The sequence below is a fragment of the Campylobacter sp. JMF_04 NA10 genome (assembly GCF_027737655.1).
In the GTDB taxonomy this organism is placed as follows: Bacteria; Campylobacterota; Campylobacteria; order Campylobacterales; family Campylobacteraceae; genus Campylobacter_B.
Genome location: NZ_JAOVTZ010000003.1, coordinates 181,552 through 199,335, shown reverse-complemented (window position 1 = coordinate 199,335; position 17,784 = coordinate 181,552). Strand labels below are relative to the sequence as shown.

Below are 17,784 nucleotides of genomic sequence, written 5' to 3'. Positions count from 1 at the left end.
TATCTGCCTAAATTTTTAATTTTATACTCTTTCGCATTTTTCACTTCACTCCTAAATTTGCTAGTTCGGTGCAAACTTTGCTAAATTGCTCTTTTGCGGCGGCAAGTCCATTTTGGTTAGTTTCGATGACGCTAGCAGGGGCTGAGGCTATAAATTTCTCATTTCCTAGCATATTTTCTAGCTTTGCGATTTCTTTTTCAAGCTTGGTTTTTTGCGAATTAAGGCGATTTATGATAGGGTTTAAATCCACGCCTTCAAGCGCAACAAAGCTTTCTAAATTTGCACTCACATCACGCACGGCATTTGCGATAGGTGCGTCTATAAACTCGATTTCATCGCATTTAGCAAGTGTTTTGATATAATCTTTCGCCCCGCTTAAATCAAAATTGCTAAGAACGAAAGCTTTTGCGATTTTTGCATTTCCTAAATCAATCGTCGCTTTTGCACGGCGAATGCTCACAATCGCTTCAATCACGCGCTCAAAAAGCTTTTCGATCCCTTCGTTTTGCGCCGAAGTTTTTGGGTATCTCATCATGGTTACGGATTCTCCGCTCTCCAAAGAAGTCCCGCTTAGCTCGTGATATAAATACTCGCTGATAAACGGCATAAATGGGCTAAGAAGCTTCAAAGCTTCTTTAAAAATCATACCAAGCTCAGGGATTGCGGCTTTGTTTGCTTTGCTTAGCTCAATCCCCCAGTCGCAAAATTCGTCCCAGAAAAATTTGTATAAATCAGTCGCAGCGTCGTTGAAGCGATACGCGTCGAGATTTGCCCTGACCGAATTTACACACGCCTTAAAACGGCTTAGCATATACTCTCCAAGCTTCGTTTGAACCAAATTTTCGTCCAAATCACCGAATTTAGCCGAATTTAAAAGCAAAAATTTACTTGCGTTGTAAAGTTTATTTACAAAATTTCGATAAATCAAAAGCTTATCGTCGCTTAGGCGCAGATCCCGTCCCTGCACGCACAAAACGGTCAGTGTAAATCGCAAAATGTCGGCTGAATATTCGTCGATTTTATCAAGCGGATCGACGATATTTTTGCTTGATTTACTCATTTTTTTGCCGTCTTTGTCCTTAACTAGGGCGTGAAGATAGACATCTTTAAACGGCAGTTTGGAAGTAGCATTTTCGCATTGGAAAAACATTCTTGCAACCCAAAAGAAAAGTATGTCAAAGCCCGTAATCAGCATAGTATTTGGGTAAAATTCTGCTAAATCGCTCTCATGCCATTTTTCATCTTTTAGCGCGTCGCCGTTGCCCCAGCCAAGTGTCGAAATCGGCCACAAGCCACTTGAAAACCAAGTATCAAGGACATCTGGGTCTTGCGTAAATTTCGCACTTCCGCATTTTGGGCATTTGCTTGGATTTTCATTTTCGTTTGCCCACTCATGTCCGCACTCGCAGTAAAACACAGGAATTCGGTGTCCCCACCAAAGCTGACGGCTAATGCACCAGTCTTTTAACTCTCTCATCCACGCATTGAAACTATTTATCCAGTGCGCTGGGAAAAACTCAGCTCCGCCGTCATTTACCATTTTTATGGCATTTTTAGCGATGTCTGATTTGACAAACCATTGCTTTGAGATATATGGCTCGACGACATTTTTACAGCGGTAGCAATACCCGACTTGATTTTCGTAATCTTCGATTTTTTCGATGAAGCCTAGCTCGTCAAGTTTTGCGACGATTTTATCTCTGGCTTCAAGGCGTTCAAGTCCAACAAATTCGCCACAATATTCGTTTAAAATGCCCTTTTCATCAAAGATTGTGATAAATTCCAAATCGTGGCGATTGCCGACTTCATAGTCGTTTTGATCGTGAGCAGGGGTAACTTTTACGCAACCTGTTCCAAAAGCCATATCGACATGCTCGTCGGCGATGATTTTGATTTTTCGCCCTATAATAGGGAGTTCTACAAATTTTCCGATTAAATTTTTATAGCGTTCATCGTTTGGATTTACCATTACCGCCGTATCGCCGAAGTAAGTTTCAGGGCGTGTTGTAGCAACTATGATAAATTTATCTTTTTCATCGCAAAGGAAGTATCGCACATAATAAAGTTTGCCTTTGTTTGCCTTGTGTTCGACTTCGACATCGCTAAGGGCGCCGTCGTGAGTGCACCAATTCACCATATAATTTCCGCGAACAATAAGCCCTTTTTCGTATAAATTTACAAAGGCTTTTCGCACGGCGTTTTTAAGCCCGTCGTCCATGGTAAATCTCTCTCTACTCCAAGCAGGACCCACGCCAAGACGGCGGATTTGGCGAACTATCGTGCCGCCGCTTTGCTCTTTCCATTTCCAAACATGTTTTAAAAACTCTTCTCTGCCGATTTCTTCTTTTTTTATGCCACGGGCTAAAAGTTCGCGTTCGACGACATTTTGAGTGGCGATTCCTGCGTGATCAAGGCCTGGTTGATACAGCGCTTTGTATCCGTCCATGCGTTTATAGCGCGTCATAATGTCTTGGAGTGTGCAAGTAAGAGAGTGTCCTATGTGCAAAACGCCCGTTACATTAGGTGGTGGCATCATAATGCAAAATGTTTTGCCTTTTTCTTGGATATTTTTGTTGCCGTCGATCTCGAAATAACCGCGTTCTTCCCAAATTTTATAAAATTTTTCTTCAACTTCTTTTGGATTGTAAAAATCTGCCATTTTAACTGCCTTTTTATTTGATTTTAAAAACTGATGATTATAGTTAAATTTCACTAAAAACCAGTTAAAATTCGAAATTTTATCGCCGAATTTGCCCTAAATTTGCGATATTTTAAGCAAAATTTTAGTAAAATTAAAGATTTAAAATTTTCACAGAAAGGTTGCAAATGGATTTTGCTATCGAGCTATTTTTGACGATTACTGCACTTGCAATCGTTCTAAACATAGTTTTTAAAGTTTTTGAAATCCCTAGCATTATCGGATATATCGTCGCTGGCGTGTGCTTTACGCAGATTTATAGTCTCACACGCGACGAGAGTATGTATATGTCGCAAATCGCCGAATTTGGCGTGGTTTTTCTGATGTTTAGCATAGGATTGGAGTTTAGCTTCAAGCACCTAATGAGTATGAAAAAAGATGTCTTTTTCAACGGATTTTTGCAGGTTGCAGGCACTGGGCTGATACTCACTCTCATAATAGATCAAGTTTTAAGCGAAAATATCAAAACCGCCATTATTATCGGTCTTGCGCTATCTTTAAGTTCTACTGCAATAGTACTAAAAAGTCTAAATGACTCTGGCGAAATAAATCGCAATCACGGAAGAAAAGTGCTTGGAATTTTGCTTTTCCAAGATTTAGCCGTGATTCCGATTTTGCTGATGATTGATATTTTTGCCTCCACAGATAGCACGCCTGTAAATGAGCTGATTTTGCACACCGCCATAAGTGCTGCGATTGTGATAGTCTCGCTCATAATCCTTGGCAAATTTGTCATAAATAGCCTTTTTACCTATGTCATCAAGGCAAATTCGAGGGAAATTTTTATCGCTACGGTTTTATTCGTGGTAATCGGGGCTAGCTTTTTGGCTCATGTGTTTGGATTTAGCTACACGCTGGGCGCATTTATCGCTGGTATGATTATCGCCGAAACCGAATACAAGCGCGAAATCGCAGCCGGCATGAGTTCGCTCAGAGATATTTTGCTAGGACTTTTTTTTATCACAATCGGAATTCAGATTAAATTTGACATTATCGCCAACCACTACGGCGTAATTTTACTAGGAATTATCATTATAATGGCGCTAAAAGCCGGCATTGTCTATGCGATTTTAATCCTTTCAACTCACAAAAGAATCGCGCTCAAATCAGCCCTATCTCTGGCGCAAATCGGCGAATTTGCCCTAGCGATTTTCGCACTTTTAATTTCCAAAAATTTAATAAACAAAGAAAACGCGCAAATTCTAATCGCAATCGTTGTGGCGACGATGATTTTGACACCATTTATCCTAAAAAACCTAAATCGCATCGCAAACCGCTTCGAATCAAATGTCGAAAAACTCGAAGACGAGGTGCATAAGGTCAAAATTTCGCCTATGAAAAACCACTTCGTCATCGTCGGATACGGCAGAGTCGGACAAGAAATACTGCTTAGACTACGCGATAATGGTCTGCCATATATCGTGGCTGAAAGCGATTTGGAGCTTGTGGATCTTGGCAAATCGCGTGGGGAAAATGTGCATTTTGCCAATATGATGCAAAAAAGCGTCATCGACGAATTTAGCCTGCGTCAGGCATCTGTGATAATCCTAACGCTCACAAACCAAGAAAAACTCGATATCGTTACAAATATGCTAAATAAGGAAAATTTAAGCGCAAAAATCATTGTAATGTATTCAGGGCCGTATCGCAAGGTCGAATTAGAGGGCGAATTCGGCGAGAATTTTATCTTTATGAAGGAAGAGCGCATGCTAGCTGGCTCGCTTTTGCAAGAGGCGTTAAGACAAAAATTACAAAGCTAAAATTTTAAAAATTTAAGTAGAATATAGAAAAAATAAAGGAAATTTAGTGATAAAAATCGAAAATTTGCATAAAAGTTTCGGAAAATCCGAAATCATAAAAGGTGTCAGCGCCGAGATCAAAAAAGGCGAAATTTTCGCTATCGTAGGACAAAGTGGCGCAGGCAAAAGCACCCTACTTCGCTGTATAAACGGATTAGAAAATTACCAAAGTGGCAGTCTAAAAGTCGCTGGCAAAGAGGTGGCGGATTTAAAAGGCGATGAAGTGCGCGAATTTCGCAAAAATATCGGTATGATTTTTCAACATTTCGCGCTGATGAGCCGAAAAACGGTCGCCGAAAATGTCGCCACACCGCTTAGGTTTTGGAAATTTGAAGAAGGCTACATTAAAGAGCGCGTGGCCGAACTGCTCGAACTAGTCGGCCTCAAAGACAAAGCAAACGCCTATCCTAGCGAGCTTAGCGGTGGTCAAAAGCAAAGAGTAGCCATTGCTAGGGCATTGGCGCTAAAACCGCAAATTTTACTTAGCGACGAGGCGACATCTGCGCTCGATCCAAACACCACGACGCAAATTTTAAATTTGCTTAAAGAAATCAACCGCTCGCTTGGCATTACGATAGTTTTGGTAACGCACGAAATGGAGGTCGTCAAAAGCATAGCCAACCGCGCCATGCTCCTAAAACACGGCGTCGTCGTGGGCTCTGGCGATATCGTGGAGCTGTTTTTGCACCCTGATGAACATATGAAGGAATTCCTAGGCGAAGAGGAAGTGCTACCACCAAATAATATAAATGTAAGGCTGTTTTTCCCGCCAGATGTCGCATTTGATAGCATTATCACGCACATGGCGCACGAGCTTGGGATAAATTTCAATATCGTCTGGGGTAAGTTAGAGCGCCTGGATAAAAGCGTCGTGGGCTCGCTCGTGATAAATGTCCTACCAACCCAACTCGAAGCCGTGGAGAAATATATCAGCGAAAAGGGCGTGATTTACGAAATCGTGGAGAAGAAATAATTTTTCCCAAAAAATTATAATTAAAATTAAAAAATAAAATCGGCGAAGTCGTTTGAAATTTGACTTCACCAAGTGAAAATTTGGCAAAGCCTAAGCCCTGCCAAATTTGCCAAATTTAGCGGATTACTAGCCCTTGTGGGATACCGTTTCTAATAACCCAAACTAGGACTTTTTTGCCTTTATAGGCTTTTATATATTTATTAAAATCATCGATATTTTCGACATCGTTTTGACCGATTTGGATAATTATATCGCCCTTTCTAAACCCATACTCACTAGCTTTTGAATCAGCTTTTACATTTGTTACGATTGCGCCTTTTAGATCTTTATTTAGCGCATATTTTGAGCGAATTTCATCATCTAGGTTTTTAAGGCTTAGCCCCTCTAATGCGCCCTCATCGACATTTGAGCTGCCAGCGTTAGATGATTTATCCATGCTATCTAGTTTGAGGGTTACTTTTTGGTTTTTGCCGTCGCGCTCGAACTCGATTTCGACCTTGCTACCCGGATTCATCGAGCCGACCAAATTTTTAAGCTCGTTTGCGTTTTTGACAGGTTTGTCATCGACTTTTATAATCAAATCGCCCCTTTTAATGCCTGCTTTATCCGCTGGCAAGCCCTCTTCCACGCTCGAAATCAGCGCGCCTTCTTTGCTATTGTAAATCTCTTTTTGCTCTTTTGACATATCGCTAATCGTTACGCCGATATATCCGCGCTCGATTTTGCCGTCGCTAATGAGCTTTTTGGCGATATCTTTGACCATATTTGACGGGATTGCAAATCCGATGCCGTTGTTTCCGCCACTTCTGCTTAAAATCGCCGAATTTATACCAATGAGCGCGCCACGGCTATCGACTAACGCACCGCCTGAGTTGCCAGGATTTATCGAAGCGTCTGTTTGGATAAAATTTTCGTATTGATTAAGCCCGATATTGTTTTTATTTAGCGCAGAGACGATTCCTTGCGTAATCGTGCCACCCACGCCAAACGGATTTCCGATAGCAAACACTATATCGCCCTCCACAGCTTTTGACGAATCAGCAAATTTAATCGCGGATAGCCTTTTTTCCTCAATTTTGATAATCGCCAAATCGGTTTTCGAATCCGTTCCTACGACCTTGGCTTTATACTCTTTGTCATTATCGAGCAGTGTGACTACGATTTCATCGGCATTTTCGACGACATGGTTATTTGTGACGATATATCCGTCATCTGAGATAATCACGCCAGATCCCAAAGAGCTGACCTCGCGCTCTTGTCTAGGCAGGTTAAAATCGAAAAATTGCTTAAAAAACGGATCGTTAAACATCTCCGCCATTGGATTGTTTGCGACTTTGTGTTTTGATTTGGTCGAGATATTGACGACAGATTTTTTCGCCTCGGCAATCGAGCTGTGGTATGAGAGAACGACATCCTTGCTAAACTCAGGATTTACACGATCGAATTTCGCCCCAGCCTCGCTGATATCAATACTCGCGCCAAAAAGCGAAGCGCTAAGTGCCAAAGATAGCAAAATGGTTTTTTTCATTTAAATTCCTTTTGAATAAAATTTTCGTGCAATTATAAATTTCTAGGGCTAATATTTGTTTAATGTAATTACAAGATTTATAAACAAAATATATTAAACTTGATTGACATAGACTAAACTTTTATGATATAATCAATATAAAATTTAGACAAAAAAAGGAAGGTAAAATGGCAAATTCTAGCCTTTATGAGACTCTCGGCATTAGCAAATCTGCCAGTGCTGACGAGATTAAAAAAGCCTATCGCAGGCTCGCTAGAAAGTATCACCCAGATATCAACAAAGATCCTGGCGCAGAGGAGAAATTCAAAGAAATCAACGCAGCGTATGAAATTTTAAGTGATGAGAAAAAACGCGCTCAGTATGACCAATACGGCGATTCTATGTTTGGCGGTCAAAATTTCCACGATTTCGCCAAGGGTTCGGCTGGCATGGGCGATTTAAACGACATTTTAAACAGCATTTTTGGCGGATTTTCTGGCGCGAAGGGCTCACGCGGGGGCTTTGATTTTGGTGGCGGATTTAATCCGTTTGGATTCGGCGCTGGGTTTAGTGGCGGATTTGGCGCGGATTTAGACAAACACAGCGCGATCGAAATCCCCTTTGACACCGCGATAAATGGCGGAGAAATGAGTATAAATTTAGGTGGCGAAAATGTGAAATTCAAGGTCCCAGCGGGGATCAACACAGGCGAGAAACTGCGCATTAGGGGCAAAGGCAACTCAAACGGCGAGCAAAGCGGAGATTTGATTTTGGAGATTAAAATTTCGCCAAGTGCTGAGTATGAGCGCAACGGCGATGATTTGAGCAAAAAAATCGATGTCCCGCTAAAAACTGCGCTTTTTGGTGGCAAAATCGAGGTCGCCACACCCAAAAAAACAGCCACGATTAAAATCAGCAAAAACACCAAAAACGGCCAAAAATACCGCCTCAAAGGCTATGGCGTGCAAAACCGCAAAACCAAAATTTTAGGCGACCTCTACGCCGTAGTAAATATCGTCTTGCCGGACGCCGATAGCCTAAGCGACGAAGTTCGCGAGGCATTAGAAAACTTATAAGGAGAGAATATGCACGATTATGACGAGCCGGTTTATCTAATCTCAATCGTAGCCAAGGTGCTAGATATCCACCCCCAAACCCTGCGCCAATACGAGCGTGAGGGGCTAGTCAAGCCGGGTAGAACGGACGGCAAAATGAGGCTGTATTCGGCGCGCGATATGGATAAAATCCGTATGATAGTAAATCTCACAAAGGAGCTCGGCGTGAATTTAGCGGGCGTGGATGTGATTTTTAGACTGCAAGATCAAATCAGCGAATATGAAAAAGAGATCGAAATTTTGCGCGGGAAGATTTTAGAACTCGGCGGGGAGATTTGAAATTTAGCGAAATTTGGAATTTAGTTCAAATTTAAAAAGGAAGCCGTTTTGGCTCCCTCTCAAATGAAATTAATAAGTATAGCTTAGCTTCAATGTTACATTTAGCGGTTCGCCGTAGTAGTTAAATCCGCCTTTGTGAAATGAGTCATAATCTGTGTAGTAGCGTTTGTCAAAGAGATTTTCAGCAATCAAGCTAACCTTTACATTTTGGGTTGGTTTGTAATTTATCGCCGCGTCCCAAGTAACATATCCTGGGTGTCTGATTTCTTCAACATTGTTATTTCTATACCTTACGGTATCACTTTGGGCTTTTACGCCAAGACCTAGGCTAAAATCATGCAAAACCCCAGGCAGTGTGTAATCCGCGTAGGCTCTAAAAATGTGTTTTGGTGCAAATGACCTAAAACTATGACCTTGTTGGTTTGCTGGATTTGCGTCGCTTTCGCTCTTTTTATAGTAGTTTTTATTGTATGTATAGCCAGCGAAAATATGTAAATCATCGCTAACCTCGCCACTAATTTCAAATTCCAAACCCTTGCTAAGCACCTCGCCACCATTTTCAGAATAGCCAATTCCACCATAATTATTTGGAATTCCAGCTATATAAACAGGGCGATTTTTTTGCGTAATTCTATAAAATGATAAATTTGCATTTAATCTATCATCGAAAAACGCCGCTTTTATGCCAGTTTCATAGTTATGCCCCTCTGTGGGATCCAAGAAATCACCATTTATATCAGTGCTATAAGTAGGCTTGTAAATGTCAGAATAACTAGCATACCAAGTAAAATTATCATTGATATCAAATGTTAGTCCAGCAAACGGCGTTACTTGCCCACCTTTGAAAAATTTATCACTATATGTATGTTCGTTTGTTAGTAGATTGTAATAATTTTCTTCGAATTTATACATACTGTATCTTGCACCCAAAATCAAATGCAAAGGCTCGAAAATTTCAAAATTATTCGCAATCGCTGCGCCTTGTTGGATTATTTTGTATTTGTAGTTATTATACCTTTGCGGGTTTGACCAATCAGGCTCTAAAATTTGCGAAGCATGGAAATTAAAGGCGTTGTATGTTACGCTAGAATCAGCAGCGAACATTTTTCGTTTATTATTCATATTTTCGTTCGTGTAATCATAAGTAAGCATTAGCTCATGCCCTCTACCAAACGCCTCATATTTGCCATTTAGCTTGGCATTGACACCAACTTGCTTTGAATCATTGTCGTAATTATACTTTGGATTGCTAGGTAGTATTCCGCTATCATCAAGGCCGTTAAAACCGCCTGTGTAGAGATAGCTAAATTTCTTTTGGGCGTTTGAACGGGTGTGGTTGAAATTGATCGCGCCTTTCCAATCGTCGTTGAAATTATGCTCCAAACCAGCGAAAATTTCATGCGTCCTATACACAGCCCTGTTCCAATCAGCCCCAAAATATGTCGATCTAGAAAGCCCCAAATCCAAACCATCTACGCTAAGAGGCACACCACTCCAATTAGGATTGTTATCAACCCAGTCGTAGCTATACCCTACAAAACCGGTCGTATAATCGCTAAAATCATACTCCAAAATTCCATAGAGCATTACATTTTCGTTTTTGACATAATCCACAAAAGAATCGCCCGTGTTAAAATCAGCCACAAATCTACCGCGAAGTGCGCCATCTTTTGCTATCGGACCACCAAGATCAAGTGTCGCGCCATAATTATTCCACCTACTGGCACTCAAATCCACGCCTAGCGCGAAATCCCTAGTCGCTCTTTTGTGGATTAAATTTATTACACCGCCTGGTTCGCCTGTATTTTGCATAAGTCCGCTTGCTCCCCTGACAACCTCCACTCTTTCATATTTGGCTAGGTTATTTGGCGCGGTAGCGACCTCGATTGATCCGGTTTTACTAGCGGTGTCAGTTTTACTAACGCCGTTAGTTTGGATATTTTCCATGACAAAACCCCTGCTCATATACTGGCTTTGTCCTTGGTATTGCAAGGCTGTAACGCCTGTGATATTTTTCATAGCGTCATCGAGATTTTTTAAATTTTGATCTTTTATGCGCTTTGATGTTAGAACGCTAACAGATTGTGGAGTTTGTTTTAAACTCAAATCAAGTCCAGTAGAAACGCTGGTCGAACTAACCGTATAGCTTGAATTATCATCCACATTGTCTATAACCACAATAGGTGCAAGCTCATCAGCGACAACCAAACAAGGCAACGAAATAGCTAAAATACAAGGCAAACTGTATTTCATAATATTCCCTTATAATAATGATTATTGAAATTTTAAAAGCGGGGAATTATACTAAATTGATAATAAATTTTAATTTAAATATGTAAGCAAAAATACATAAGTATAAAAAACAAAAATTTGAAATTTTAAAATAATACAAATAAACTAAGTAATAAAATATAAAAACCGGTGCGCGGGGTGCGCACCGATAATAGAAGAATTGCTTTTAAGGATTATTAATCCATTTGTTTGCGTAAAAATGTCGGCTCTTCTAACTCATCATAAGTTTCATCGCCGTTGAAATCGCCACTAGCTACTTTTTGTTTAGCGAAAAATGAGGTTCTAGCGTAGCTTTCTATAATAGCTTGTCTGCTATCAGCGACGCTTTGTTTAGTTACTTGCTTTTTTTCAGCTGCGCTCTTTTCGAAGCCAGTAGCTATCAGAGTAACCTCTACGCGGTTGTTTTCGATACTATCATCTGTTGTCGTTCCAAAGATTATATCCGCGTCCTCGCTGACAGCCTCTCTGATGATATTCATAGCGCACTCGATTTCGATAAGCGAGCAATCAGGTGAAATTTTGAAATGAACCAAAACGCCTTGTGCGCCGTTGATTGAAACATTATCAAGTAGTGGTGATTGAATAGCTGCTTTTATCGCTTCCTCTGCCGCGTCCTCGCCGTCGCATACACCTGTGCCCATTAGCGCCATACCGCGGTGTTGCATTACCTTGCGAACATCAGCGTAATCCACATTCATATCGCTATCACCTGATTCTAAAATCACAGAAATCATACCATTTACAGCTTGTGCTAGGACATTATCGACCTTTTTGTAAGCCTCTTTGATACCTGTTTTTTTATCAATGATTTTCAACAAATTTTGATTTGGGATTACGATTACAGAATCGCACTCTTTTTTAAGCTCTTCTAAGCCCTCTTGCGCTAGGCGCATGCGTTTTTTACCCTCGAAATCAAACGGAGTTGTAACGATACCGATTGTTAAGGCCTTTTTCTCCTTAGCAGCTTTTGCTACGATTGGAGCCGCGCCAGTGCCTGTGCCACCGCCAAAACCAGAGCCTACAAAGACCATATCAGCGTAATCTAGGCGATCTTTTAGATCCTCATAGCTCTCCTCAGCAGCGCCACGACCCATAGTAGGATCCATACCGCAACCAAGCCCTCTGGTTAAATTTGGTCCAAGTTGAATTCTAGTTTTTGCGATTGATTTTTCTAGTGCTTGAACATCTGTGTTAGCTACCATAAGCTCGACATCAGCCTTAGTAAAACCCTCTCTAATCATATGATTAATCATATTGCAACCGCCGCCGCCGACGCCGATTACTTTCATTTTGGCGCCATAAACACCTTTGTTTTCTTCCACAATAAATCCTTTCATTGCAATCTCCTCTATTAAATTTAAAAGCTATTTTTTATCATTGTCATAAATTTTTCAAACATATTTGGCTTCTTTTTCTCTGGAAGCCCAATGCCAAGCCCGCCGTTATTTGCCGTAGTGTTAGTGTTAGCAACACTGCTTTTTACTTCTTCTGTTTCTATCGCTTGTGTTACTTCTTTTTCATAATATGTCGAACTCTCTCTGCTCGTAGAGATTTTTATAGTTTCATCTTTGTAACGAAGCTCGCCGTTAGAATCAATCTCATACGGCGTAAAATCGCCAAATCCATACATACAAAGTCCAACCGCACAAGCATTAGCACTATCATAAGAAATCTCAGAAAGCCCACTAACGCTCTTTGGTCTAGCCACTCTAACAGATATGTTATCAAAAACCATAGTGCCTAAGTCTCTGACATCATCTAGCTTAGCCATACCGCCAGTGATGACTACGCCAGCGCCAAGCCTGTCTTTGTAGCCACTTTTATCGATTTTATCGGCCAAAAGATCGAATATTTCCTTAACTCTTGCTAATATTACTTGCGAAATAATTTCAAGGGAAATCAACTTGCTCTCATCTTCCCTTTCGCCCATGATAGGCAAATTTACCTCGCTGTCGCCCTCATTTATCAAATCATTATATGTGATTTTAATATTTTCTGCATAAGGTAACGGTGTGTGAAGCGCACGAGAAAGGTCGTTAGTGATGTTATTCGAACCTAACATAACCACATCGTTATAACGCAACGAATTGCCCAGGTGAATAACCACATCGCAAGTCGCTCCACCCATATCTATAAGCACCACGCCTAACTCTTTTTCATCTTTTGTTAGCGTAGAAATAGATGAGGCATAGCCAGATAAGACTATATTGCTAACCTTTACCCCTGCCATTTCTACTGATTTTTTCAAATTTTGGATTGAGCTTTTTGGAGCGATTATGATATGAACTGATACTTCTAGCCTCGATCCACTCATGCCAAGAGGATCTTCTATATGCTCTTGCTCGTCGATTTTAAAATCATAAGGAAGCACATGCAAAATAGTATAATCGTTCGGAACATTGGCTTGCGCTTGGGCTACCTTCATAGCACGATCTATCTCGTGGATACCGATCTCGCGCTCCATAGTGATTACGCCACGCGATTTGACACTTTTGGCATACGAACCAGATATCGAAACCACCGCTCTATCGTAGTTGCGACCAGCACTTTTGATAGCACCTTTTACAGCTTGTTTGATTGAGCTAGCAGCCTGCTCGATGTTAGTAATCACACCCTTTTTTATACCTAAGGTATCAGCTACACCTACTCCGCTAATGCTCAACTCGCCGTCATTTTTGGCTATTAAAGCACGAATTTTGTTAGACCCGATGTCTAAGCCTAAGATATACTCACTCACTATCTCTACCTTTATAATATCTTTCGAGTTTATAACGCTTTTCAAGAAGTTTTAACAAATCGCCTTGGAGATTTGAATTTATCATACCGTCGATTTTTTGCGCTACCATAGATTTGTTTTCGTTTATGCTAGTATCATCGCCTAAGCTTTGTTCTGTGATTTTATAGACCAAAGCCTTATCGTCAAAAAGCACAACGCCCTCTTTGGCAGGTTTAGAAAACATTTCGCTGATAAATTTATAAAATTCATCATCTCTAAGTGAAGTTGTATTTTGTGAATTTAGCGTAAATTTGCCAAATTGGGTTCCTTTGAAATCTTTAAGTGCGTTTTGCGCATTTTCGTTTAAAACCTCGCTAGCCCTAACCACGCGGTAATCAGCCGCCGCTAACTCTTTTGCCTCTTCGAAACTAAGAGGTTTTGGCTCGTCTATGCTAGCGATTTTTACGATTAAATTTCCGTCATTGTAAGCAAAAGGTTTTAAAATCTCGCCGACCTTAGCCTCTCCAAGCTCACCCACAGGAAATGTGCTAGGCGTGGCGATAATGGTTTCATTGGTGTCAGCTTCGCCTTTTTTGATTTCCAAATATTTTTTTAGCGCTGTTTTTTTGGCTTGATCGAGGCTAAAATCCTTAATCACACTATCTTTTGCTGCGGCGAAATCTAACACCTTATCATCGCTTCCACGATATGCTGAGCGATTTTCGTTATAAAATTTTTCCAACTCGGCGTCACTAACCTCTGCCATGTTAGTCGGCATAAAGTATGTATTTAGGGTGTATTTTTTCTCACTCATATAGTGATCTTTTTGCCCCTCCCAAAATTTCTTTAACTCATCGTCGCTAAAACTGACATTATCATCAGCGTAAATCATCTGTGCTTGCACGCTATCTTGCACCAAACCAGAGGCTGTGATAGCCTCGACGATATCCATATTTGGCACGACTTTTATCGCGTCACTAAGCTTTTCTAGCGTGATTGCTTTTTGTAAATTTCGCTCAAATTCTTTTTTGGTAAGACCTGAATTTTTGACGCTGTTATCGTATAAAGTCTGATTAAAAACGCCATTTTCTTGGAAGGCTGGCGCATTTACCACAAACTGGGCCACATCTTTTTCCGTAGCCCTTAGCCCCAAATCGTTAGCAAAATTTAAAAAATACGCCTCTTTTATAAGCTCGTTTGCAGCGATTTCGTCTAGGCGCATTTGATCGGCTTGCTCCCTAGTAAATCTGCCGTCACTCATGCTATAAAGACGATTGTAAAGCTCAGAATATTTCGTATTTAGTTCTTGGTTAGTAACAGAAATTTGTCCTACTTTGGCGATAGAACCAGCTCTGTTTGCGTTCATATCATACGCGCCCCAGCCCACAAAACCAGCACCGACGAAAGCTATCGTGCTAATCCAGATAGTAGGTATGAGCGACTTTTTATGCTTTTGCATCCAATTGATCATAAATTATTTCCCTTTAATCAACTAACAAAATGTGTTAGTATTATACAGATAAAAACCTTATGTAACACTGAAAAATAGGCATTTTTGTCATTTTATAACGCGTTAGTAACATTTTTTTACAAAAAAGTTAATTATGGTTTAATAAAAGCATTTTGCAACTATTTTCCAAAACCGCGATTTTTTTCGCAAGGCTCTGTGCGCTTCTGGCATACGCAAACACGCCATATCCCCTAACCACGATGATATCACTATTTTCACTCATCATATAATTGTAAATTTCGTGCGGTGCCCTATCGTGCCAATCATCGTAATTTTTCGGATCATAAATTTCAAGCCGTTTTATGATAGTTGCACCATAATAATCACGCGGTATGATAAAGTCGTGTTCTAAGGTATATGCAAGCAAATACGGCGGCATAGCATAAGCAACGAATTTGGCTTCTTTAATATTTTTATATATATTTAAATGTATATCACTATCTATACTCGCCTCTTCCCAGCGATAGTCCTTTTTGGCAAACAACGCCACGAAATCGTCCAAGCCTAGGCTGTCAAAAATGGCATTTTTTTTATTGATAATGAATTGATTATCCTTAACTTTGGCTGAAATCGAGCCGTGAAAAATGCCAAAAAGCTCCTTTCTAAACATCGAAAGCGAAATTCTACGCAAAATTTCGTAATAATACTCGTCCATTTTTTACCTTTTACCTAAAAAATGCGCTATTATACTAAACTAGAAATTTTAAAAGGATTAAGTTTGCAAATTCCTCATATTCCAGTTTTGTTTAACGAAACACTTAGCGCATTTTCGGACACCCAGAGTGGCTACATACTTGATTGCACCCTAGGATACGCAGGACATAGCCAAGGTATCTTACAAAGCCTACCAAATGTCCATTTAATCGCATGTGATAGAGATGATGAAGCGATAAATTTTTCAAGTAAAAGGCTAGAAAATTTCAAAGATCGCGTGCAAATCCATAAGGCAAAATTTAGTGAAATTTTAAAAATTTTGCCAGATGAAAAGATAAAAAACATAAGGGGAATTTTAGCTGATATCGGCGTTTCATCGCTTCAAATCGACAAAAACGAGCGGGGTTTTGGGCTAGGAAGCGACGAGCTAGATATGCGTATGGACAGCTCCTGCTCAAAAGACGCGAAGTTTATAGTAAATAATTATACAAAAGATGAGCTTGCACGGATTTTGCGCGAATATGGCGAGCTACCAAACGCATATCAAATCGCTGAAAAAATTATCCAAGCACGCAAACTCTCACCTATTACGAGCGCAAAAGATTTGGCGCAAATCATTGGCACTAAACCCGCCAAAAACAGAAGCGTAAGCCCAGCAATCCTCGCATTTCAGGCAATCAGAATAGAGGTAAATAACGAACTTGGCGAGCTTGGCGAGCTTTTAAATTTAATCGAACAAAAAGCAAAAAATAAAGTCTTAACTAATGCAAAAATTGCTATAATCTCCTTTCACTCGCTCGAAGATCGTATCGTAAAAACGCGTTTTAAAGAGTGGGAAAAAGCGTGTATTTGCCCAGAATTTGCACTAAAATGCGAGTGTGGAGCTAACCACAATCTAGGCAAAATCATAAGCAAAAAGCCAATCACCGCTAGCAGTGAAGAGCTAGCGCAAAATTCTCGCGCAAGCAGTGCAAAGCTGAGAATTTTTCAGATAAAATAGCCAAATTTAGGCTATTTAAGTAAAATTTTATTAAAAATTATAAGCAAAATTTTGTGTAAAATATTATGCTAAATTTTACTTATAATTTTTCGAATTTTGAAAATTTTAAAATTTAAATGGAGAAAATTTTGAATAACGAATATGATTTTATCATAAATAATTCCGTCCCAAACAAGACCAAATCCGCGCCCAAGACGAGCGAATATATCAGCGACGAACAAAACCAAATTTTGCAAAACTACCAAACCACAAATTTCAAAGAGGTAAATTTATCCTTAAACAAACTTTTGATGACCTATTTGGTGATGATGTTCGTGTTTTTGCTAACCGTGCCGGCGATTTTTATCCGAAACGAGATTTACTACATTTCGCGCGACATCGCAGAGCTTCGCACCAAACACGAGGTCCTACTCGAAGAAAACCGCGCGCTTAAAAACAATATCGAGTTTTTGCGCTTCAAAAAAGAGATCATCGACGCCGTCAATCTCGATGACAAACCAAACTAACGCCAATTTTGGCCAACTAACGCACTAACTAACAAAAAATTTATGTGATTAATTTTAAATTTATTTCGCTACCGCAAGTTTAAAACACTGCCCCGAAATTTTGATTTGTCATTTAATCTGTCATTGCGAGCATAGCGAAGCAATCCAGAAAAATTCCATAGCCTTTAATCTGTCATTGCGAGAATTTTGCGTTAGCAAAATTCGTGGCAATCCACGAGCCAAAATCACCGAACAATAAATTCGCAAATTTTATAAAATTCCATAAATTTCAAAATTTTAGCAAATAAACCAACTCTAAATTTTACACTCGTAGATTGCTTCGCTTTGCTCACAATGACAAATTTAACTACAACTACTGCTATTATGAAATTTTTACAAAAATGGAAGAAAAAGGCGTGGCTATAAGCCGAGTTCTGTCTGTGCGGTCATTTATCTACACTGGTTTTTGCAAACCAGTTCTAGCGAATAGTATCTCATAAGACCTTACCTTCTATTCTTGCTGCGAGTTGGGTTTGCACTGCCGCCCATGTCTCCATGCGCGCGGTGGGCTCTTACCCCGCCCTTTCACCCTTACCATAGCGCGAACGCTATGGCGGTTTGCTTTCTGTTGCACTTTCCCTATGGTTTCCCACGGCGTCCGTTAGACGCAACTCTGTCTTATTGCAGCTCGGACTTTCCTCTTGTTTATCACAAGCGACCGCTCGCCACGCCGAAGCGCAATTATAGCCTTTTATG

At 40.2% G+C, this 17,784-nt stretch carries 13 protein-coding genes and 1 other RNA gene; 6 read left to right on the top strand and 8 right to left on the bottom strand.

Features of this window, described 5'->3' with window-relative positions; genetic code table 11:
• Positions 1-40: 40 nt before the first annotated feature.
• On the bottom strand, positions 41-2,659 hold the full coding sequence (locus tag OFO12_RS05925) for a valine--tRNA ligase (RefSeq protein WP_270869821.1): 2,619 nt from the start codon (positions 2,657-2,659) through the stop codon (positions 41-43).
• A gap of 167 nt (positions 2,660-2,826) precedes the next feature.
• Here OFO12_RS05925 and OFO12_RS05920 point away from each other — a divergent pair, with 167 nt between their 5' ends.
• Both OFO12_RS05920 and OFO12_RS05915 read left to right on the top strand, forming a co-directional pair.
• Complete coding sequence (locus OFO12_RS05920) at positions 2,827-4,458, top strand: cation:proton antiporter domain-containing protein (protein WP_270869820.1); 1,632 nt, start codon at positions 2,827-2,829, stop codon at positions 4,456-4,458.
• Positions 4,459-4,504: 46 nt separating this feature from the next.
• The gene (locus tag OFO12_RS05915) at positions 4,505-5,470 is read left to right on the top strand and encodes a methionine ABC transporter ATP-binding protein (RefSeq protein ID WP_270869819.1); all 966 of its coding nucleotides are present in this window, start codon (positions 4,505-4,507) and stop codon (positions 5,468-5,470) included.
• Positions 5,471-5,585: 115 nt separating this feature from the next.
• Here OFO12_RS05915 and OFO12_RS05910 read toward each other — a convergent pair whose 3' ends face one another.
• Entirely contained in the window at positions 5,586-6,998 is a 1,413-nt protein-coding gene (locus tag OFO12_RS05910) for a DegQ family serine endoprotease (protein ID WP_270869818.1), read from the bottom strand.
• 167 nt (positions 6,999-7,165) lie between these two features.
• On the opposite strand from OFO12_RS05910, the gene OFO12_RS05905 reads away from it, so the two are divergent.
• Positions 7,166-8,053, top strand: a complete 888-nt coding sequence (locus tag OFO12_RS05905; RefSeq protein ID WP_270869817.1) for a DnaJ C-terminal domain-containing protein — start codon at positions 7,166-7,168, stop codon at positions 8,051-8,053.
• 9 nt (positions 8,054-8,062) lie between these two features.
• Positions 8,063-8,371, top strand: a complete 309-nt coding sequence (locus OFO12_RS05900; RefSeq protein WP_270866408.1) for a heat shock protein transcriptional repressor HspR — start codon at positions 8,063-8,065, stop codon at positions 8,369-8,371.
• A 69-nt stretch (positions 8,372-8,440) separates the two neighbouring features.
• On the opposite strand, the gene OFO12_RS05895 is transcribed toward OFO12_RS05900, so the two are convergent.
• From OFO12_RS05895 to OFO12_RS05875, 5 genes are all read right to left on the bottom strand, one after another.
• On the bottom strand, positions 8,441-10,624 hold the full coding sequence (locus OFO12_RS05895; protein WP_270869816.1) for a TonB-dependent siderophore receptor: 2,184 nt from the start codon (positions 10,622-10,624) through the stop codon (positions 8,441-8,443).
• Positions 10,625-10,839: 215 nt separating this feature from the next.
• A complete protein-coding gene (gene ftsZ / locus OFO12_RS05890; RefSeq protein ID WP_270869815.1) occupies positions 10,840-12,000 on the bottom strand; it encodes a cell division protein FtsZ in 1,161 nt (386 codons plus the stop codon).
• A 20-nt stretch (positions 12,001-12,020) separates the two neighbouring features.
• The gene (gene ftsA / locus OFO12_RS05885; protein WP_270869814.1) at positions 12,021-13,400 is read right to left on the bottom strand and encodes a cell division protein FtsA; all 1,380 of its coding nucleotides are present in this window, start codon (positions 13,398-13,400) and stop codon (positions 12,021-12,023) included.
• Positions 13,393-14,838 carry a peptidylprolyl isomerase gene (locus OFO12_RS05880; protein WP_270869813.1) on the bottom strand — a complete coding sequence of 482 codons (1,446 nt, stop codon included), beginning with the start codon at positions 14,836-14,838 and terminating at the stop codon, positions 13,393-13,395. Before OFO12_RS05880 ends, ftsA begins: the two co-directional genes overlap by 8 nt.
• Positions 14,839-14,977: 139 nt before the next feature.
• On the bottom strand, positions 14,978-15,544 hold the full coding sequence (locus OFO12_RS05875; RefSeq protein WP_270859434.1) for a class II aldolase and adducin N-terminal domain-containing protein: 567 nt from the start codon (positions 15,542-15,544) through the stop codon (positions 14,978-14,980).
• 63 nt (positions 15,545-15,607) lie between these two features.
• Here OFO12_RS05875 and rsmH point away from each other — a divergent pair, with 63 nt between their 5' ends.
• Together rsmH and OFO12_RS05865 are read left to right on the top strand one after the other, a co-directional pair.
• Positions 15,608-16,543, top strand: a complete 936-nt coding sequence (gene rsmH / locus OFO12_RS05870; protein ID WP_270869812.1) for a 16S rRNA (cytosine(1402)-N(4))-methyltransferase RsmH — start codon at positions 15,608-15,610, stop codon at positions 16,541-16,543.
• Positions 16,544-16,671: 128 nt separating this feature from the next.
• Positions 16,672-17,049, top strand: a complete 378-nt coding sequence (locus OFO12_RS05865) for a hypothetical protein (protein ID WP_270869811.1) — start codon at positions 16,672-16,674, stop codon at positions 17,047-17,049.
• Between the two features lie 386 nt (positions 17,050-17,435).
• On the opposite strand, the gene rnpB is transcribed toward OFO12_RS05865, so the two are convergent.
• An RNA gene (gene rnpB / locus OFO12_RS05860) (RNase P RNA component class A) lies at positions 17,436-17,762 on the bottom strand.
• Positions 17,763-17,784: the final 22 nt, after the last annotated feature.